14 protein-coding genes and 1 pseudogene are annotated in these 19,569 nt (G+C 73.2%); 11 read left to right on the forward strand and 4 right to left on the reverse strand.

The annotated features are described in order from the left end of the window. The first annotated feature begins 146 nt into the window (after window positions 1-146). From BAY60_RS14830 to BAY60_RS14850, 4 genes are all read left to right on the forward strand, one after another. Entirely contained in the window at window positions 147-1,328 is a 1,182-nt protein-coding gene (locus BAY60_RS14830; protein WP_112281508.1) for a cytochrome P450, read from the forward strand. A gap of 10 nt (window positions 1,329-1,338) precedes the next feature. Next, window positions 1,339-1,533 carry a ferredoxin gene (locus BAY60_RS14835; RefSeq protein WP_112281509.1) on the forward strand — a complete coding sequence of 65 codons (195 nt, stop codon included), beginning with the start codon at window positions 1,339-1,341 and terminating at the stop codon, window positions 1,531-1,533. A gap of 240 nt (window positions 1,534-1,773) precedes the next feature. Then, complete coding sequence (gene folC / locus BAY60_RS14845) at window positions 1,774-3,249, forward strand: bifunctional tetrahydrofolate synthase/dihydrofolate synthase (RefSeq protein WP_112281510.1); 1,476 nt, start codon at window positions 1,774-1,776, stop codon at window positions 3,247-3,249. After that, a complete protein-coding gene (locus tag BAY60_RS14850; protein WP_112281511.1) occupies window positions 3,246-3,638 on the forward strand; it encodes a DUF4233 domain-containing protein in 393 nt (130 codons plus the stop codon). Before folC ends, BAY60_RS14850 begins: the two co-directional genes overlap by 4 nt. 89 nt (window positions 3,639-3,727) lie before the next feature. On the opposite strand, the gene BAY60_RS14855 is transcribed toward BAY60_RS14850, so the two are convergent. Continuing rightward, on the reverse strand, window positions 3,728-6,139 hold the full coding sequence (locus tag BAY60_RS14855; protein WP_245992506.1) for a penicillin acylase family protein: 2,412 nt from the start codon (window positions 6,137-6,139) through the stop codon (window positions 3,728-3,730). 129 nt (window positions 6,140-6,268) lie between these two features. Between BAY60_RS14855 and BAY60_RS14860 the strand changes: the two genes are divergently transcribed. Both BAY60_RS14860 and ndk read left to right on the forward strand, forming a co-directional pair. Continuing rightward, the gene (locus BAY60_RS14860) at window positions 6,269-7,804 is read left to right on the forward strand and encodes an alkaline phosphatase D family protein (protein ID WP_112281512.1); all 1,536 of its coding nucleotides are present in this window, start codon (window positions 6,269-6,271) and stop codon (window positions 7,802-7,804) included. A gap of 80 nt (window positions 7,805-7,884) precedes the next feature. After that, entirely contained in the window at window positions 7,885-8,295 is a 411-nt protein-coding gene (ndk, locus tag BAY60_RS14865; RefSeq protein ID WP_112281513.1) for a nucleoside-diphosphate kinase, read from the forward strand. 9 nt (window positions 8,296-8,304) lie between these two features. On the opposite strand, the gene BAY60_RS14870 is transcribed toward ndk, so the two are convergent. Then, entirely contained in the window at window positions 8,305-9,225 is a 921-nt protein-coding gene (locus tag BAY60_RS14870; RefSeq protein ID WP_211330330.1) for a dihydrodipicolinate synthase family protein, read from the reverse strand. Continuing rightward, complete coding sequence (locus tag BAY60_RS14875) at window positions 9,218-10,672, reverse strand: MFS transporter (RefSeq protein WP_112281515.1); 1,455 nt, start codon at window positions 10,670-10,672, stop codon at window positions 9,218-9,220. The genes BAY60_RS14870 and BAY60_RS14875 overlap by 8 nt, the downstream gene beginning before the upstream one ends. A 134-nt stretch (window positions 10,673-10,806) precedes the next feature. On the opposite strand from BAY60_RS14875, the gene BAY60_RS14880 reads away from it, so the two are divergent. The 5 genes from BAY60_RS14880 to BAY60_RS14900 all read left to right on the forward strand — a co-directional run bounded on the left by BAY60_RS14880 (window position 10,807) and on the right by BAY60_RS14900 (window position 17,643). Continuing rightward, window positions 10,807-11,520, forward strand: coding sequence for a FadR/GntR family transcriptional regulator (locus BAY60_RS14880; protein WP_425466469.1), 714 nt, complete (start codon window positions 10,807-10,809; stop codon window positions 11,518-11,520). A 94-nt stretch (window positions 11,521-11,614) separates the two neighbouring features. Beyond that, window positions 11,615-14,998 (forward strand): phosphodiester glycosidase family protein, encoded by a 3,384-nt coding sequence (locus BAY60_RS14885; RefSeq protein ID WP_112281517.1) that lies wholly within the window; start codon window positions 11,615-11,617, stop codon window positions 14,996-14,998. A gap of 73 nt (window positions 14,999-15,071) precedes the next feature. After that, on the forward strand, window positions 15,072-15,986 hold the full coding sequence (locus tag BAY60_RS14890) for an ABC transporter ATP-binding protein (protein ID WP_211330376.1): 915 nt from the start codon (window positions 15,072-15,074) through the stop codon (window positions 15,984-15,986). Next, on the forward strand, window positions 15,983-16,813 hold the full coding sequence (locus BAY60_RS14895) for an ABC transporter permease (protein WP_112281519.1): 831 nt from the start codon (window positions 15,983-15,985) through the stop codon (window positions 16,811-16,813). The genes BAY60_RS14890 and BAY60_RS14895 overlap by 4 nt, the downstream gene beginning before the upstream one ends. Before the next feature lie 2 nt (window positions 16,814-16,815). After that, window positions 16,816-17,643 carry an ABC transporter permease gene (locus tag BAY60_RS14900; protein ID WP_112281520.1) on the forward strand — a complete coding sequence of 276 codons (828 nt, stop codon included), beginning with the start codon at window positions 16,816-16,818 and terminating at the stop codon, window positions 17,641-17,643. Here BAY60_RS14900 and BAY60_RS14905 read toward each other — a convergent pair. Next, window positions 17,611-19,038, reverse strand: a pseudogene (locus BAY60_RS14905) (S8 family peptidase); the annotation flags it as partial. The gene BAY60_RS14900 and the pseudogene BAY60_RS14905 overlap by 33 nt on opposite strands. Window positions 19,039-19,569 lie beyond the last annotated feature (531 nt).

The following is a 19,569-nucleotide window of genomic DNA, read 5'->3' on the forward strand; positions in this document are numbered from 1 at the left end:
TGGGTACGCACCACGTACCGAGGGTGCCCTTCGGCTCGGCGGGCCCGGGGTGCGGGAGGTGCGGTCCTGGAACCTTCAACGGTTGTCTTCTGACAGTAGGTCTTGTTTGATAGTTAATGTCAGTTTTCCGGCACAGGGGGCTACTCATGACCGATCTCCTGCCCACCACCCGCACCGACGCCTTCGACCCGCCCGCCGAGCTGCTGAGCGACCCGCGACCGCTGCGCCGCATGACGTTCGCCGACGGGCACCGGGGCTGGCTGGTCACCTCGCACGAGCTCGCCAGGGCCGTGCTCGCCGACGCCCGGTTCAGCAGCAGGCAGGAGCTGCGCCGCGTCGTCGTCCCGCGCCCCAGCGTCGACGAGTTGCAGGCGGGCAAGCCCGCGAGCCCCGGCTTCTTCATCGTCATGGACCCGCCCGAGCACACGCGCTACCGGCGCCTGCTCACCGGCCAGTTCACCGTGCGGCGGATCAACCGGTTGCTGCCCCGGATCCGGCAGATCGTCACCGAGCACCTCGACGCCATGCGGCGCAGCGGACCGCCCGCCGACCTGGTGCCCGCGTTCGCCCTGCCCGTCCCGTCGCTGGTGATCTGTGAGCTGCTCGGCGTGCCCTACGCCGACCGGGAGCGGTTCCAGCGCGACACCGCGGAGCTGCTGCGGCTCGACGCCACCGACGAGCAGGCCGGCACCGCGATGAACTCGCTCACCGGTTACCTGAGCGGGTTGATCGAGGCCAAGCGTGCGCGGCCCTCCGACGACCTGCTCGGCGGGCTCGTCGCGGGCGGCGAGCTGACCGGGGCCGAGATCACCGGCATCGCCTTCCTGCTGCTGGTCGCGGGCCACGAGACGACGGCGAACATGCTCGGCCTCGGCACGTTCGCGCTGCTGCGCCACCCGGCGCAGTTCGACGCGCTGCGCGAGGGCCGGGTCTCCGTGGACGCCGCCGTCGAGGAACTGCTGCGCTACCTCACCGTCGTGCAGTTCGGCACCACCCGCACCGCCGTCGAGGACGTGGAGCTGGGCGGCGAGACGATCACGGCGGGGGAGTCGGTCGCCGTGTCGCTGCCCGCCGCCAACCGCGACCCCGCGCGGTTCGCCGGGGCGGACACGCTCGACCTCGCCCACGACGCGAGCGGCCACCTTGCGTTCGGGCACGGCGTGCACCAGTGTCTCGGTCAGCAGCTGGCCCGCATCGAGCTGCGGGTGGGCTTCGCCGCGCTGGCCGAGCGCTTCCCGTCGCTGCGGCTGGCCGTGCCGCCGGAGGACGTGCCGCTGCGCGGCGACATGGCGATCTACGGCGTGCACCGGCTTCCGGTGACCTGGTGAGGAGGAACGGATGATCGAGGCCGACCCCGAGGTCTGCATCGCCGCGGGCATGTGCGCGCTCACCGCGCCCGCCGTGTTCGACCAGAACGACGACGACGGCACCGTCGTGGTGCTCGACGGCACCCCGCAGGGCGCCGACGCCGACGCGGCCCGCGAGGCCGTGGAGCTCTGCCCGTCCGGGGCGCTCAGCTGGCGCGACAGCTGAGCAGGCAGCGCCAGAACCGTGGTGCCGGGCAGCAGCGCCGTCACCGTCTCGAACGGCAGGTGGTGCAGCGAGGCGAGGCAGGAGATGACGTCGTAACGGCCGGCGGGCAGTTCCGTGCGCGAGGCATGTGGCGCAGCAGCGGCGGGTGGTCGTGGTCGTTGTCGTCGAAGGGTACGGACGGAGGCTGGCCAGCGCGGACGTAGACTCGGCCGGATAGCCGAGGTGTGTTGGGAGTTGTGCGTGTCGTCCGACGACCAGGAGTTTCCCCCCGAGCTGAGCGAGGGGGACAACTTCATCGCAGGCCCGTTGCCGGACGAGCCGGAACCGGAGCCGGTGGACGAGGCCGCGATCGCCGAGCAGGCCCGCTACGAGCTACGCGTGGTGGAGGCCGAGCTCGACGAGCGCTGGCCGGAGACCAAGATCGCGCCGTCGCTCACCCGGATCAGCGCGCTGGCGAACCTGCTGGGCGATCCGCAGAAGACCTACCCCGTGCTGCACGTGGCCGGAACCAACGGCAAGAGCTCCACGGCGCGGATGATCGAGGCGCTGCTGACCCGCATGGGCCTGCGCGTCGGCCGCTACACCAGCCCGCACCTGCAGCTGGTCACCGAGCGCATCAGCATCGACGGGGCGCCGATCTCGGCCGAGAAGTACGTCGACACCTACCGCGACATCGCGCCGTTCGTGACCATGGTCGACAACGCCGCCGGGCCGGACGAGCCGAGGATGAGCAAGTTCGAGGTGCTCACCGGCATGGCGTTCGCGGCGTTCGCCGACGCGCCGGTGGAGGTCGCCGTGCTGGAGACCGGCATGGGCGGCAGCTGGGACGCGACGAACGTCGCCGACGGCCAGGTCGCCGTCATCACGCCGATCGGGCTCGACCACGTCGAGTACCTCGGCGGCGATCTGACGAGCATCGCGGGCGAGAAGGCCGGGATCATCAAGCCCGGTGCCGTCGCGATCCTGGCGGAGCAGGAGCCCGAGGTGGAACGCGTCCTGCTGGAGCGCGCCGTCGAGGTCGACGCCACCGTCGCCAGGGCGGGCAGCGAGTTCGGCGTGCTCGACCGCACCATCGCCGTGGGCGGGCAGCTGCTCCGGCTGCAGGGGCTTGGCGGCGTCTACGACGAGGTGTTCCTCCCGCTGCACGGCGCGCACCAGGCGGCCAACGCCGCCCTCGCACTGGCCACCGTCGAGGCGTTCTTCGGCGCGGGCAAGGACCGCCAGCTGGTGCAGGACGCGGTGCGCGAGGCGTTCGCCGAGATCGTCACGCCCGGCAGGCTGGAGCGGGTGCGCGCCGCGCCCGCCGTGCTCCTCGACGCGGCGCACAACCCGCACGGCGCCGCCGCGCTCGCCAGGACCATCGACGAGGAGTTCGCCTTCCGCAGGCTCGCCGCGGTGGTCGGCGTGCTGCGCGACAAGGACGCGCGCGGCATCCTGGAGGCGCTGGAGCCCGTGGTCTCCGAGGTCGTGGTGACGTCGAGCCACTCGCCGCGGGCCATGCCCGTCGCCGAGCTCGCCGAGCTGGCCACCCTGGTGTTCGGAGAGGAGCGGGTGACCGTCGAGCCGGTGCTCGACACCGCCATCGAGACCGCGGTCGCGCTGGTGGAGCAGCCCGACGATCCCGAGGAGCCGCTGGCAGGCGGCGGCGTGCTCATCACGGGTTCCGTGGTCACCGCGGGCGAGGCCCGCACGCTGTTCGGCAAGGAGCCGGCATGACCGACGAGCAGACCCCCGCCCCGCCCGCCAAGGACCCGATGAAGTCCTTCCGCGGCGTACAGGCGGGCACGCTGGTGCTGGAGGCGATCGTGGTGGCGCTCGCGCTGCCGGTGGTCGCGCAGCTCGGCAGCGGCCTCACCAGTGCGCAGGGCTGGGTGATCATCGGCATCGCCGTCGCGCTCCTGCTGTGCTGCGCGGTGCTGCGCCAACCGTGGAGCATCTGGGTGATCCTCGCCCTGCACGCCGGGCTCCTCGCGTTCGTCATCGCCCTGCCGTCGGTGGCGATCATCGGCGTGCTGTTCCTGGCCGTGTGGCTGTGGCTGATGTGGCTGCGCCGCGACGTGGCCCGCCGGATGGCGCAGGGCCGCCTGCCCAGCCAGCAACAGTAGGTGCCCTCGCCGAGCCGAGGGGCACCTTGGGTACACACCAGGTACCCAAGGTGACCTTCGGCTCGCGGGCGGTCGGCCGAACGCGCGCGTCAGGGCAGTCGCACCACCCGCAGCGCGGGGGAGGCGAGGATGTCCCGCTCGCAGAACCGGCCGCGTACCCACTCGCCCCGCGAGAACAGCCGGGTCTGGTCGGCGTGGTGCGGCGAGGTCGGATCGGCCGACTGCGAGTAGGTGAGCAGCGTCGAGGCGTCCGGGCAGGCGCCGCGGCCGAAGCCGACCACCTGGATGTAGCTGGAGCCGTGCACCACCTCGGTGTTGCCCCGCTGCGGATCCCACACCGGCACCAGCATGTTCAGCACACCCAGCGCGTGCGGCGCGCCGTGCACCGGGATCCGCTCGCCTGCGCGCACCACGTACTGGTGGTCGCCGAGGCGCGCGCCGAACGGGATGTCCGCCGCCCGGAGCTCGGCGACCGCGTCGCCGAACGCACGCCGCACCTCGGGCCTGCGGGTGTCGAGCCCTCGCGGGGTGCCGACCGGGTCGGCCGGGTCGAACGGCACCCGCCACGGCCCTCCGGGCACACCGCCCAGCCCGGCGGTGAAGCGTTCGAACAGCAGCGAGCCCCTGCTGCCCACGGTGTAGGTGCGGTCCCACCGCGCCAGCGTGCGGCAGGCGGAACCCACCTCCACGGGCCCGTTCGACGACGGCGCCCGGCCGTCGGGGAGCGACGCGCACATCCGCGCGGCGTCGGCCGCCGCCAGCACCGCGAGCCTGCTGCGGTCGCCGAACAGCAGCCGCCGCATCGACGCGGTCGTGAATCCCCTGCCGGACAGCGCCTGCTCGACGCTGACGAGTGCCTCACGGGTGCGGGCCGAGCGCTCGGTGCCGACGTCGCCGACGATGCGCGGATAGCCGGTGATGGGGGCGGAAAGGTTGGTCAGCCACGCGCTGTCGTTGGAGTTGAGGGCGTAGTCGCGGCGGTGCAGGACCGGTAACCGCGACGGCGCGAACAGGCCCGGCTCGATGGCGCCGGGATCGCTGCCCCACGCGCACGCCTCGCGGGATCCGTCGAGCACCGGCACGCCGGTCGCGGGGAACACCTGCTTGCCCAGCGCGGTGCCGCAGTCCTCGGCCAGCTCGTCGGTGACGTGGGGCACCACCTGGATGTCGGCGTAGAGCGCGTTGCCCGCGCGGTCGGTGGCGACCGTGTTGACCCACGGCACGCCCTGCGTGTCGGACAGCACGCGCACGATGTCGTGGGTGCCACGGGCCCGGTTCAGCTCGAACCACGTGTTGAGGCCCCGAAGGTTGGTGACGTTGGCGTCGCGCACCGCGTAGCCGGACGTGGCGGTCCAGGGCAGCGGCATACCGGGGGCCTCGGTGAGCATGGGCCCGTACCTGGTGCCGTAGAACGTGCGCTTCACCGTCCGCAGCGTGCCGTCCGGCTGCTTCACCCGCACCCGTACCTCACTGGCGGTCATGCGCTCCCGGCGGCCGTCGACGAGGTAGCTCGTCGGGTCTCCGGGGACCAGGCGCAGCTCGTACAGGCCGAACGTGCGCGGGGTCGCCACGGTGTGCGTCCACGCCGCGTCGGCGGTGTGGCCGATCTGCACCAGCGGAATGCCGAGCAGGCTCGCGCCGGAGACGTTGAACCGCCCGGGAATGGTCAGCTGCGACTGCCAGAACCGGCGGCCGCCGTGCCACGGGTAGTGGGGGTTGCCGAGCAGCACGCTGCTGCCCTTCGCCGTGCCGTCGGCGCCGATGGCGATGCCGTTGCTGCCCAGGTCGGCGGAGCCGAGCGCGCCGGAAAGGCCCTCGGCGAAGCGGTGTGCCGTGGCGGCGTCCGCCGCCGGCCCCGAAGAGGGCACGCCGGGTGCCGGAGGCTGGGCGGCGGCGATGCCGTTGGTCAGCGCGCCCTGCCCCGCGACACTGCTGATCGCGTAGAAGTGGCGGTAGACGTCGAGCTCCGTGATCGGCCGCAGCCACGCCGCGCCACGGCAGGCGGGGTCGGTGACGCCGGATGGGCCGGTCTCGGCGAGGTGGCGGTTGTAGCCGCGCACGTACCCGGCGACGATCTCGCGCACCTCCGCGCGCGGTCCGGCCGGTGCGGGCCTGGCGAGCAGCCGCTCCACGATGCCGGAGTCGTTGATGCGCTGGAAATGCAGGTCGCTGGTGAGGTTGTCGCGTGCCGCGCTCAGTGCGCTGTTGCCCGACCCTCCCGGGCCCAGATGCAGGGAGCGCTCGGCGGACACGGTGAGATAGGTGTTCGCCAGCTCGCAGAGGTTGTCGCGGGCGGCGGCGTAGCCGTAGCCGTAGCCGATCCCGGCGAAGCCGCGGGCGACGATGTGCGGGATGCCGTGCTCGGTGTAGCGGATCACGGCCGTGGCGCCGGTTCCGTGCCCCGCCCGGTCGGCGGCGGAGACGGAGACGGCGGGCGTGGTGGTGAGCGCGACGGCGAGCGCCGCGAGTGCGACTGTCAGTCGGTTCCGTTTCCTCGTCACGGCGCCACGCTAGAACCGCCGCGTGTTGCCCGGCACCGCCGAACGGCAGGGTCTGCGGCTCGTCCGGAGTTCACGATGTGGTCGACCACAGTTGGCCGGGTGGCCGTTACCGGCGGATAGAAGTTCCGCATGACCGAACAGACTCCCCTGCGCCGCCGCGGCGTGCTCAAGGCCGGCCTGCTGGGCACCGGCGTGCTCGCCTCCGGTGTGCTCGGCGCCGCCCCCGCCTTCGCCCGCTCCGGCAGACCCGTGCTCACCCACGGCATCCAGTCCGGTGACGTCGACGCTCACTCGGCCATCGTGTGGACCCGCGCCGACCGGCCGTCCCGGATGCTGGTCGAGGTGTCGGCCGACCCGTCGTTTCGCCGGGTGCGCCGGCTGCGCGGCCCGCTGCTGACGCCGCGGACCGGCGGCACCGGCAAGGTGCGCGTGCCCGGCCTTCCCCCGGGCACCGAGGTGCACTACCGGGTCACCGCCGAGGACCTCGACGGCCGCGCCGCCAGCGAGCCGCTGACCGGCCGGTTCCGCACCGCGCCCCGCCCCGGCGGCGACGTGCGCCTGGTGTGGTCGGGCGACGTGGCGGGCCAGGGCTGGGGCATCAACCCCGACATCGGCGGCATGACCGCCTACGCGGCGATGGCCGCCCGCCGGCCCGACCTGTTCCTGCACAACGGCGACACCGTCTACGCCGACGGGCCGCTGGCCGAGACCGTGGCCCTGCCCGACGGCCGCGTCTGGCGCAACCTCGTCACGCCGGAGAAGGCGAAGGTCGCCGAGACGCTGGAGGAGTACCGCGGCCAGTTCGCCTACAACCTGCTCGACGAGAACGTGCGCGCCTTCGCCGCCGCCGTGCCCAGCTACGTGCAGTGGGACGACCACGAGGTGGTCAACAACTGGTACCCCGGCGAGATCCTCGACCTGCCCCAGTACACGGAGAAGCGGGTGGACGTGCTGGCCCGCAGGGCGTTCCAGGCGTTCCACGAGTGGCAGCCGATCGACGCCAAGGCCGCTGTCGACGGGCGCGTCCACCGCAGCTTCCGTTACGGCAGCGTCGAGATCTTCGTGCTCGACATGCGCAGCTACAAGGACGCCAACACCGCCGACCGGGCCGCGCCGGGCTCGGTGCTCGGGCAGCGGCAGGCCGCCTGGCTGGTGCGCGGGCTGAGCCGCAGCACCGCCACGTGGAAGATCATCCAGGCCGACCTGCCGATCGGGCTCATCGTGCCGGACGGCGACGACATCGAGGGCGTGGCCAACGGCCTGCCCGGCGCGCCCGGTGGGCGCGAGAGCGAGCTCGCCTGGGTGCTGCGTGAGATCGCCCGCAGGCGCGTGCGCAACGTCGTGTGGCTGACCGCCGACGTGCACTACACGGCGGCGCACCACTACTCGCCCGACCGCGCCGCCTTCGGCGACTTCGAGCCGTTCTGGGAGTTCGTCTCCGGCCCGCTGCACGCGGGCGCGTTCGGCCCCAACACGCTCGATCCGACGTTCGGCCCGAAGGCGGAGTTCGTGCACGCGCCGCCCCGGGCCAACACCTCGCCGCTGGAGGGCTACCAGCATTTCGGCGAGCTCACCGTGGACGGCGCCAGCGGGGCGCTGACCGTCGACCTGCGCGACGGCACGGGCGCCTCGCTCTGGTCGACCACCCTGCGGCCCGAGCGCTGAGTGCGCCTGGGCTAACCTCGCCCTGGCAATTCCCGCGCCATGAGACGACGGCGAGTGACACGCGAAGGAGCAGACATCCCGTGAGTGAGCGCACCCTGGTTCTGGTCAAGCCCGACGGCGTCAAGCGGGGCCTCGTCGGCGAGGTGATCTCGCGCATCGAGCGCAAGGGGCTCACGCTCGCCGCGATGGACCTGCGCAACGTCGAGCGCTCGGTGGCCGAGGAGCACTACGCCGAGCACAAGGAGAAGCCGTTCTTCGGCGAGCTGCTGGAGTTCATCACCTCCGGCCCCGTCGTCGCGATCGCCGTCGAGGGCCCGAGGGCCATCACGGCGTTCCGTCAGCTGGCCGGGGGCACCGACCCGGTCGACAAGGCGACGCCGGGCACGATCCGCGGCGACTTCGCCCTGGAGACCCAGTTCAACCTCGTGCACGGCTCCGACTCGCCCGAGTCGGCCGAGCGCGAGCTGAAGCTCTGGTTCCCCGACCTGTGAGTCCCCGCGTCACACCTCGCCGAGCCCGGCCTCGGCGAGGTGTGCCGCGATGGTGCGCGTCTCGGTCTCGTTCAGCGGCAGCAGCGGCAGGTTGGTCGCCGGGCAGGCGAGCACGCCGCGCAGTGCCAGCGCCGCCTTGAACCCGCCGAGCGCGCCCGCGGTGAACCCGATCCGGCCGGGATCGGCGACGGAGACGATGCGGAACAGCGCGGCCAGCCGGTCCTGTTCCGCCCGCGCGGCCCCGGCGTCGCCGTCGCGCATCGCCCGGTACAGCCGCACGTAACCGTGCGGGTCCACATTGCCCAGGCCCGGCACGAGTCCCGCCGCGCCCAGTCCGAGCGCGGTGTCGGCGAGCAGCTCGGAGCCGGTCAGCGCGGGCAGGTCGGCCTGGCGCAGGATCTCCCGGAACGACGCGAGGTCACCGCTGGAGTCCTTGAGCGCCACCACCGCCTTGGCCTCGGCCAGCTCGCCGACCACCCCGGGGGTGAGGCGCGCGCCGACCGCGCTCGGGATGTCGTAGGCCACCACGGGCACGTCCACGGCCGCGTGCACGTGCCGGAAATGCGCCACGATCTCGCTCGCGTGCGGCTGGACGTAGAACGGTGCGGTCACCACCACCGCGTCGGCACGGAGCCGCGCGGCGTCGCGCGCGTGCTCGATCACCCTGCGCGTGCCGGTGTCCACCACACCGGCCAGCACCGGCACCGCACCGGCGACCGTGCCCGCCGCCACCTCCACGACCGCGCGCCGCTGCCGGCCGTCCAGCAGCGCGATCTCCCCGCTGGAACCGCCGACGAACACTCCGTCCACCCCGGCTTCCAGCTGGAAGCCGAGCAGCCGTTCGAGCGAGCGGCGATCCACGTCGCCGTGCTCGTCCAGCGGGGTGACGAGCGGGGGCACGACGCCGTGCAGGGCGAGAACATCAGGCACCGGATGACTCACTGGCGGGTTTCCTTTCGCGGGGGAGGAAGGCGGGAGCGCCGGAGTCCGCGCCGAGCGCGCGGCCGATGCGCGCGGGCAGGTCGAGCCCGATGATCAGCGCGACCACGACGGTGAGCGAGCCCGCCAGGACGGTGAGCGCGGTGCCGAGGCTGCCGATGTCCTCCGCGATGGCCGCGCCCGCCAGCGGCGCGACCGCGCCGCCGAGCGCGCCGACGTTGTAGGAGAACCCGAGCCCGGCGGCGCGCAGCCGGGTGGGGAAGTGGTCGCCGATGTACTTGGGCAGCAGGCCCGAGATGCCCTGGCTGGTGGCCTGCATGACGAACAGCAGGACCCACAGCAGCACGATGTTGCCCGCGGGCAGCGCGAACACCGGGAAGACGAACGCCAGCGAGACGAACAGGCCCAGCACGTAGGCGCGGCGGGTGCCGAGCCGGTCGCCGAGCACGCCCGCGAGACAGGAGCCCGCCGCGTAGCCCAGCCCGGCCCACGTCAGCGCGTGGGACACCTGCCCGGCGTCGTAGCCGAGGTCGGTCTTGAGGTAGGTCGGCAGCAGCGACTGGATCGGCCACGAGTACAGGAACGCGCAGAAGACCGTGAGCATGATCGCGATCATCACCGGCCACAGCCGCCCGGCGACCTGCACCGCGAACGCGGCGAGGCACAGCACCGTCACGGCGATGAGATACGGCGTCGCGGCGCCGCCGGTGCCGGTGAAGACGAACACCAGCGCCGTGGACAGCAGCACGGCCAGTGCCGCGTTGGGCAGCCGCCGCCGCGCCGTGAAGAGGACCGACGAGGTCGTCACGTCCTCGCGCCCCTCGACCTCGGCCTTCCACTCGGCGGCCTCGGGCAGCGCGCGGCGCAGGTACAGGGTGAGCGCGATGGGCACGATGCCGACGTAGAACAGCCACCGCCAGCCCAGCTGCGGCACGACCACCTCGTAGGCCAGCGCGGCGAGCACGGTGCCGATCGGGTAGGCCGAGAGCAGGAAGCCGGTCGCGCGGTTGCGCATCGACGAGGGCCAGGACTCCATCACGTAGGTCGCGCTCGAGCCGTACTCGCCCGCCATGCCGAGGCCGACGACGGCGCGGAAGACGAACAGCGACCAGTAGTCCCACGCGAAGCCGCACAGGCCACTGCCGATCGAGAACGCGAGGATGGCGAGGATCATGGCGGGCTTGCGGCCGAACCGGTCGCCGATCGCGCCCAGCACCAGCCCGCCGAGCCAGCGCGAGACGAACGCGGCCGAGACGAGCGTCGCCGCCTTGGTGAGGTCGAGCTGGAAGTCGGCGGCGATCTCGGTGAGGATGAGCGTGATCAGGATGAAGTCGAAGCCGTCGAGCAGGTAGCCCAGCCAGGCGGCGAGGAAGGCCTTGCGCTGGGGCCCGCTGAGCTGACGGAACGACCGGGGACTGTCGGGCGGCGACGTTGCCATGGCCGTGGACCTTTCTCACTCCGAGGACATAGGATGTCCTATGTCAGCGGGGAACGGTAGCGGGGGAGGACGCGCGATGCAAGTACGGCTCGGGGACCCGGTGACCCGTGGCTGAACATCTAGACTCGACGGCTGTGGCAACCCCGGCGACAGGCAGGCCCACCGGCGCGCGTGCCAACCAGCGCGCCCTGCAGGAGTCCATCAAGCGGTTGATCGTCGACCGCGGGCTCACCCCGGGTTCCCCGCTGCCCACCGAGTTCGAGCTCATGGAGGCACTCGAGGTCAGCAGGCACCCCCTGCGCGAGGCCATGAAGGCGCTGGAGGCCGTGGGCATCGTCGACATCCGGCACGGCTACGGCACCTATGTCGGCTCGGTGCCGCTCTCGGCGCTGGAGGCCGGGCTCGCCTTCCGCGGTGCGCTGTCCGTGCGCGGAGACTACGCCGACATCCGCAATCTCCTCGAGGTACGGGAGGTGCTCGAGACCGGCCTCGTGGGTCGCGTGCTCGCCGCCTACGACCGGATCGACCTCGCCGCGCTGGAGGACGCCGTGTCCGCGATGGAGCGGCAGGCGCGCCAGGGCCGCTACGCCCCCGAGCAGGACTGGCGCTTCCACGAGACGCTGTACCGGCCGCTGGGCAACGACCTGGTGCTCGACCTGCTCCAGGTGTTCTGGAAGGTGTTCCACGCGCTCGATGCGCAACTGCCGCGCGCGGACGACACCCCCGAGGCCACGGCCAGCTGGCACCGCGCCATCCTCGAGGCGTTGCGCGCCAGGGACGAGGCCGCCGTCCGCTCCGCGATGAACGAGCACTTCCGCGGCATCCGGGCCCGCGTCACCACCCGCTGACGTCCCGCCCGCGCGGGTTCGCGTGGCGTTCAACTGCCGGCCGCCTTGATCGGCTTGAGTGAGCGCCGACCGCGAACCGACCTGCCTGGGGTGAATGGTGAGAAGATCCCGTATCGCCGCCGTGCTCGCCACGGTGGCGGCCTCGGCGGCCACGCTGGCCGCGCCCGTCGCCGCCGCCGATCCGCTCGACGCGCCGCTCGGCCCGCCACCTGCCGAGGCCGCCCCGGCCGCGTCCTCGGCAGGGGAGGCGCCCCGCACCCTCGCGGCCGCCGCGCAGGACACCGCCGACGGGATCGTCACCGACACCGCCACCGCCCCCGTGGCGCCCGGCATCACCCTCACCGAGTTCGACCGGTTCGACCCGCAGGGCTGGATCCGTGGCGACACCCTCACCGTGGACCTCACCGGTGGCGCCGTGCCCGCCTACCTCAGCCCGGGCACGGTGTCCGCACGCACCCCCTTGTCCGAGCAGGCCGGGCGCGCCGGAGCGGTCGCCGCGGTCAACGGCGACTTCTTCGACATCAGCGCCACCGGCGCACCGCTGGGCGTGGGCGTCTCCGGCGGACGGCTGCAGACCGCACCGGCGTCGGGGCACAACCTCACCGCCGCCGTCACCGCCGAGGGCAAGGCCCGCCTCGCCGAGATCTTCCTCTCCGCCTCGCTGACACTGCCCGGCGGTGAGCGCGTGGCCGCGACCAACTTCAACGGCGCCAGGCTGCCCGCCGACGGCATCGGCGTCTACACCCCGCTGTGGGGCAGCGCCTCGCGGTCCACGGCCGTCACCGGCGCCCGCACGGTCGTCGAACTGGAGCTGCGCGACGGCGTCGTCACCGCGGTGCGCGACCGGCCCGCCGACGGTCCGATCCCGGGCGGCGCCACCGTGGTGCTGGCCCGCGACGGCGGCGCCGACCGGCTCGCCGGGCTGCGGCCCGGCGACGCCGTGACCGTCGACTATGCCCCGCGCACCGACGCGGGCGACATCGCCGTCGCCGTGGGCGGCAACAAGGTCCTCGTCCGCGACGGCAGGATCCAGCCCGTCGACGCGGTGACCGCGCATCCGCGCACTGCCGTCGGGTTCTCCGCGGACGGCACCCGCATGTGGCTGGCCACGGTGGACGGACGGCAGGCCGACAGCAGAGGCATGACCGAGCTGGAACTGGCCCGGCATCTCAAGGCGCTCGGCGCCGACGACGCGCTCAACCTGGACGGTGGCGGCTCCTCGACCCTGCTGGCCAGGGAGCAGGGGGAGCAAAGCGCGCGTGTGCGCAACGCACCGTCCGACGGCGGCGAGCGGCTGGTGCCCAACGGCCTCGGCTTCACCATGCCGCACGGCAGCGGGCGGCTCACCGGCCTTGCGGTCGCCCCCGCGCAGGACACCGCCGACGCCACCCGGGTACTGGCGGGGCTGTCCCGCACCCTCGTCGCCAGGGGGCACGACGAGACCGGCGCCGCCGTGCGGGCCCGTCCCACCTGGTTCACCCGGGGCCGCCCGAGGGGCAGCGTCACCGACGGCGTGTTCACCGCCCATCCCCATCCACAGCACACCGGCAGGCACGAGCAGGCCCGCGTGTTCGCCACCGCGCGGGGCGTCACCGGCAGCGCCACGCTGACCGTGCTCGGCGCCCCCGTGCGGCTCGGCACCAGCACCGAGCAGGTCGCGCTGTCCGGCGCGGGCGCCACCGGCAGCTTCCAGGTGTACGGATACGACGCCGACGGCTACGGCACCTGGCTGGAGGCCGACGACGTCAAGCTCGACTACGACCCCGGCATCGTCCGCGTCGAGCCGCGGGGCGACCACTTCGCCGTCACCGCGCTGGCCGGATCGGGAGCGAGCGTGGTCGCCGCCACCGCGGCGGGCCACACCACGCACCTCGTGGTCACCGTGGGCAGCGAGCCACGCGTGCTGGACCCGCTGGACGGCGCCGCAGGGTGGCAGGCGACCGTCTACCCTGCCGTGGTCGGCGCGGCCCTGTCCGAAGGTGAGGGACGCGACGGCGGCCGGGGGCTCGCGCTCGACTACCGGCTCACCGGCACCACCGCCACCCGCGCCGCCTACGTCAACCCGGCCGAGCCGATCGCCCTCCCGGACGGCACGCAGAGGCTCGGCCTGTGGGTCAACGGCGACGGCAAGGGCGCCTGGCTGCGCGCCGAGCTCCGCGATGCCGCCAACGTGGCGACCGTGCTGACGCTGGAGCCGAGCGTGGACTGGACCGGCTGGCGCTACGTCGAGACCGCCCTGCCCGCCGGGCTGCCGGACGGCCAGCGGCTGCGCCGGTTCTACGCCGTGGAGAACGTCCCCGGCCAGCAGTACGAGGGCAGGCTCGTCTTCGACGACCTCACCGCGCGCGTGGCCACCTCGGCCCAACCGCCCGCCGATCCGGCGCCGCGCGATCCGGCCGTCGTCACCGACGGCACGGCAGCCGGGCGGGGCCTGCGGATCGCCGTCGTCAGCGATGCCCAGTTCACCGCCGACGCCCCGGAGGGGCCGCTCGTGGCGCAGGCACGGCGCTCCCTGCGCGAGGCCGTCGCCGCGCGGCCGGATCTCGTGCTCATCAACGGCGACTTCACCGATCGCGGCACCGCGGCCGACTTCGACCTCGCCCGCGCCGTCATCGCCGACGAGCTGGAGGGCAGGGTGCCGTGGTACTACGTGCCCGGCAACCACGAGGCGGAGGCCGGCGACGGGCTCGCCGAGTTCCGGGCCGAGTTCGGCGCGACCCACCGGGTCGTCGACGTGCGCGGCATCCGGCTCGTGCTGCTCGACTCCTCGCGCGGCAGCCTGAGGGCGGGGGGATTCGACCAGGTGCGGATGCTGCGGGAGGCCCTGGACTCCGCCGCGGCCGACGACTCCGTGCACGGTGTCGTGCTCGCCATGCACCATCCCGTCGACGATCCCGGCGCCGCGGGCAACTCCCAGCTGGGCGACCGCAAGGAGGCGGAGCTGGTCCGCGACTGGCTCACCGGCTTCGAGCAGCGCTCGGGCAAGCCCGCCGCCGCGCTCACGTCCCACGCCGGGGTGTTCGGTGTCTCCCGTGTCGACGGCGTGCCGTATCTGGTGAACGGCAACGCGGGCAAGGCGCCCGCCGCCGCGCCCGGGGACGGCGGGTTCACCGGCTGGAGCCTGGTGCGCATCGATCCGCGGCAGCGTGCCGAGCCCGTGCGCATCGAGACGAGGGCGCACGTGGACGAGCTGGCGCTGACCGGACCCGGCACGCTGCGGCGGGGCGGCACCGCGCCGGTGTCGGCCGTGGTGACGCAGGCCGGGCGGGTGATCCCGGTCGGCTACCCGGTGAGCGCGGACTGGCGCGGCGGGGTCAGGACCCATGTGGTGACCCCGCACGCGGCGAGGCCGCCCGCCGGTGCCGTGGCGTCGTTCGACCCGGCGACGGGCACGCTCACCGCGATGCGGCCCGGGGTCGCCGAGCTGACCGTGACGGTCAACGGCGTCAGCCGCACCCTGCGCACGACGGTGCGGTAGCGCGGCCGCGCGGTAATCCGGTCGATTTCTGTCGGTGGCCCATGGCACTGTGCATGGGGTGGACGACGATGTGATGGTGGAGGCCAAGGCGCTGGCGAAGCGCTTCGGCGAGTTCGAGGCCGTCCGGGGGATCGATGTCCACGTGCGGCGAGGCGAGGCCTTCGGCTTTCTCGGGCCCAACGGCGCGGGCAAGTCCTCCACCATGCGGATGATCGCGTCCGTCTCGCCGCGTTCGGACGGGGAGCTGAAGGTCCTCGGCATGGATCCCGACCGCGAGGGCCCGCGCATCCGCGCGCGGCTGGGTGTGGTGCCCCAGCAGGACAACCTCGACACCGAGCTCACCGTGCGGCAGAACCTGCACGTCTACGGCCGTTACTTCGGCCTCTCCCGCGCGCGGGTGCGCGCGAAGGCCGAGGAGCTGATGGAGTTCGCGCAGCTCACCGACCGCGCCGACGACGAGGTGGACTCGCTGTCCGGCGGCATGAAGCGCAGGCTCACCATCGCCCGCTCGCTCGTCAACGACCCGGACCTGCTGCTGCTCGACGAGCCGACCACCGGGCTCGACCCGCAGGCACGGCACCTGCTGTGGGACCGGCTGTTCCGGCTCAAGACCACCGGCGTGACGCTCATCATCACCACGCACTACATGGACGAGGCGGAGCAGCTGTGCGACCGGCTGGTCGTGATGGACGGCGGGCGCATCGCCGCCGAGGGCTCGCCGTCGGAGCTGATCGCCCGTTACTCGACCAGGGAGGTGCTGGAGCTGCGGTTCCCTCCGGGCGAGCAGGAGCCCGCCGTGGAGCGAGTGACCGACCTCGCCGAGCGGGTGGAGGTGCTGCCCGACCGGCTGCTGCTCTACACGGCGGCGGGCGAGGCGGCGCTGGAACAGGCACACGCCAGGGGCCTGCGCCCGGCGTCGAGCCTGGTGCGGCGCAGCACCCTTGAGGACGTCTTCCTGCGGCTGACGGGCAGGAGCCTCGTCGAATGAGCGAGCGGGCGCTGACGGCACGGCCGCGGGCGCGGGATCACGCACGGGTCGTCGGGTCCTGGCGCGCGGCCTGGCTGCGGGTCGAGGGGCACTGGACCTGGTACCGTCGCTATTGGACATCCAATCTGTACTCCTCCGGGCTGCAGCCGCTGCTGTTTCTCGTCGCCATGGGCATCGGATTCGGATCGCAGGTGGAGCCGGGCGCCGCGACCGGCGGACTGTCCTATCTACACTATGTCGCGCCCGCGCTCCTGGTGGCAGGCTCGGTGCAGAACGCCATCGGCGAGTCCACCTACCCCGTGCTGTCCGGCTTCAAGTGGCAGAAGGACTACCTGGCCGTCACCTCCACACCCGTGACGCCCGGCCAGCTGCTCGGCGGTCAGCTCATCTGGGTCGGGCTGCGGCTGGCACTGGCGGGCACCGTGTACGCCCTGATCGCGTGGGCGTTCGGCGCGTGGCTGGGACCGGGCGTGGCACTCGCGGTGCTCGTCGCGGTGGCCACCGGGGTGGCGTGTGCGGCGCCGATGATGGCCGTCGCCGCCACCACCTACGACGAGGGCACGCGCTTCGCCGCGATCTTCCGGTTCCTCGTCATGCCGATGGTGCTGTTCGCGGGCACGTTCTTCCCGATCACCCAGATCCCGCCCGGGGCACGCTGGCTGGCCTGGATCTCGCCGCTGTGGCACGGCAACGAGCTCGCGCGCGGCGCCGCGCTCGGCGGGCTGGAGCCGCTGGCCGCGCTGGGTCACGTCGCCTACCTGGCGGCGCTGTTCGCCGCGGGCGGCCTGGCCGCACGGCACTACTTCTACAAACGGCTGGTGGTGTAGCGATGACCACCCTCGACACCCGGCCCCGCCGGGGACTGCTCCTGCGCATCCTGCCGCCCTCGCTGTACTCGGGCCGCGCCAGGGCGCTCATCGAGCGCTCGGCGCTGGCCTACTCGCGCGCGTGGCTGGTGTTCGTCTCCGGTGTCTTCGAGCCGCTGTTCTACCTGCTGGCCTTCCAGATCGGCTTCGGAAAGCTCGTCGGCGACGTCGCCGGGCCCGGTGGGCAGCTGATGAGCTACGTGGCCTTCGTCGCTCCGGCCCTGCTGGCCGCCTCGGCGATGAACGGCGCGGTGTTCGACGCGACGTTCGGCGTGTTCTTCAAGTTCCGGTACCAGAAGACCTACGACGCCATGCTGGCCACACCGGTGGGGCCGCTCGACATCGCCGTCGGCGAGATCGGCTGGGCCGTGCTGCGGGGTGGCCTGTACGGCCTGGCGTTCTTCGGCGTCATGGGCGTGATGGGCCTGGTGACGTCGCCGTGGGCGGTGCTGCTGGTGCCCGCGGCGCTGCTGGTGTCGCTGGCGTTCGCCGCGGTGGGCATGGCGTGCGCGACGTTTCTGCGCTCGCCGTCGCAGTTCGACTTCATCCAGCTCGCCGTGATGCCGATGTTCCTGTTCTCAACGACCTTCTACCCGCTGTCGGTCTACCCCGAGCCCCTGCAGTACGTCGTTCAGTGCGTTCCGCTCTACCACGGGGTCGAGCTCCTGCGCGGACTGTCCGCCGGGGTGCTCGACCCGTCGATGCTCGGGCACGTCGGCTACCTGGTCGCGCTGGCTCTGCTCGGCGTCTACGCCACGTCGCGCAGGCTCGCTCGCCTCCTGCTCCGGTGAGCCGGACACGGCGGCGAGCGCGTCGACCATGCCCCGGCCGTAGAAGCCGTTGTAGCCCTCGTACCCCGCGCAGTAGGCGTCCTGCGAGCCGTTGCCGGTGAGGTCGTAGTCGCCGGGGCAGGCGATCGCCTGCGCCTGTTCGGCGAGCACGTCGCGGAGACGTTCGGGGGAGGCGCCGGGCTCGCGGGAGGCCAGCAGGGCGGCGACGCCGGTGACGTGCGGTGCGGCCATCGACGTCCCGCACAGCGGCGCGTACCCACCGGGCACGGTCGACAGCACGCAGTCACCGTCGGTGCCGCCGGGTGCGGCCAGGTCGATCACGCCGAGCCCGTAGGAGCTGTAGCCGGCCTTCACGCGGTCCCTGCCGACCGCGGACACGGCGACCGTGTCGCGCAGGCCCGCGGGCAGTGCCTCGCACGTGCCCCGCGACGTGTCGTCCGCCGCCCCGCTCTCGGGTGACGCGGTGAGGTGCACCGCCTCGTTGGTGGCGGCGGCCACGTTGAGCGTGCCTGCGGACTCGGCGTAGCCGACCGCGCGGGCCACCGCCTCGCGCACGACGTCGTATCCGTCGCTCGGCGCGCACGGCATCGTGCCGGGGGTGACGAAGAAGCTGCTGTTGGTGATGGGTATCCCGTGCCGGGCGGCCCACATGAACCCGCACACGGCGGCCTGCGGCTCGACGTAGCCCTGGTCGTCGACGACCTTCACCGACGCCAGCCGCACGCCCGGCGCGACGCCGGTGATGCCCTGCCCGTCGTCGGCGGCGGCGATGATGCCCGCCACGTGGGTGCCGTGCTCCGAGGTCGTCGGTGCCCAGGACGCGGCCGACCGCTCGGGCGCGCCGGACAGGCAACTCGCCGACAGGCGCGGGTCCACGGCGCGGGACAGGTCCGGGTGCCCGGCGTCGACACCGGAGTCGAGCACCCCGACCACCACCGTCCGGCTGCCCGGCTCGACGGCCCTGGCCACGTCGGCGCCGATCGCCCGCATGTCCCACTGCGCGGCGGAGAGGTCGCCGGAGCCGAGAGCCGTCTGCGGGGCCTGCCGGTCCGGGTCCTGGCGCTGGGTCCGCCCGGTGGGCTCGTCGCCGCGCAGGCGCTGGGCGCTGACCGTGCGGTCCGCGCCGATGCGCTCGGCGAACGCCGGACTGCGCGAGGTGGCCACGGCCACCGCGATCTCGGGGTAGTAGACGGTCGGACGACCACACGCGGCGGCGATCTCCTGGCGCGCCGCGGCCCGGGAGGTGCCGGGGTCGAACAGGACCAGGTAGCGCAGCGCGTCACCGGATCCGGTGCACTCGTCGCCCGGCTCGGCGGCCGCGCCGCCCGCTGCCGCCGCCTGACCGGCGAACACGAGGACCGCGCAGGTGAGCAGCACACTCCCACGCCTCAGCACAGGACCTCCGTCGACCGCAGACGCCGGTTTCTCCCCGCGTGAGCACCCGCTTCGGACCCGCGCCGACCCGCGATCGGGTCGCGGATCCGGAAAGCAAGCACTGAGCGCACGGTAACCACCTGGTCGGGGCCGGACAAGCGGTCGGCGAAAGTTCCCCCGGCCGGTGTCTTCACCGCCGCCGGGGCCCCAAGGACGCGGCGGCGCGGTGGCAGTGTGGGATACTGGGTGACGGCTGCTGGGCCGTTGTCACCGCCGAAAGGGCGGGGGGCGGCGGCGCGGTGGCCCGGTGACGTGCTGAAAGAGCTCGGTCGTCGCCGCCGCGAGCACCCCCTGTGCCGGGCGGCTCGACGACCAGGGAGGCGCCGAGGCGCCCGAGGTCGGTCAGGACGTCGCCGCGGGACCCGCCACTGGCGGTGTGCCGGGGGACACCCGGACCAGCTCAGTGGCATGAGAGGCAAGGATTCCCGTCGGCGGTGACCCCACCACGGCGGTACAAAACAGGAAACGGCCCCTGTGCGGCCGCGTCCTATC

This window comes from Prauserella muralis (assembly GCF_003202285.1).
GTDB classification, from domain to species: domain Bacteria; phylum Actinomycetota; class Actinomycetes; order Mycobacteriales; family Pseudonocardiaceae; genus Prauserella_B; species Prauserella_B muralis.

Excerpts from the sequence above, each read along its gene's own strand:
- BAY60_RS14830 (WP_112281508.1), top strand. The coding sequence starts at position 147 with ATGACCGATCTCCTGCCCACCACCCGCACCGACGCCTTCGACCCGCCC.
- BAY60_RS14835 (WP_112281509.1), top strand. The coding sequence starts at position 1,339 with ATGATCGAGGCCGACCCCGAGGTCTGCATCGCCGCGGGCATGTGCGCG.
- BAY60_RS14850 (WP_112281511.1), top strand. The coding sequence starts at position 3,246 with ATGACCGACGAGCAGACCCCCGCCCCGCCCGCCAAGGACCCGATGAAG.
- BAY60_RS14860 (WP_112281512.1), top strand. The coding sequence starts at position 6,269 with ATGACCGAACAGACTCCCCTGCGCCGCCGCGGCGTGCTCAAGGCCGGC.
- BAY60_RS14875 (WP_112281515.1), bottom strand. The coding sequence starts at position 10,672 with ATGGCAACGTCGCCGCCCGACAGTCCCCGGTCGTTCCGTCAGCTCAGC.
- BAY60_RS14885 (WP_112281517.1), top strand. The coding sequence starts at position 11,615 with ATGGTGAGAAGATCCCGTATCGCCGCCGTGCTCGCCACGGTGGCGGCC.
- BAY60_RS14890 (WP_211330376.1), top strand. The coding sequence starts at position 15,072 with ATGGTGGAGGCCAAGGCGCTGGCGAAGCGCTTCGGCGAGTTCGAGGCC.
- BAY60_RS14895 (WP_112281519.1), top strand. The coding sequence starts at position 15,983 with ATGAGCGAGCGGGCGCTGACGGCACGGCCGCGGGCGCGGGATCACGCA.
- BAY60_RS14900 (WP_112281520.1), top strand. The coding sequence starts at position 16,816 with ATGACCACCCTCGACACCCGGCCCCGCCGGGGACTGCTCCTGCGCATC.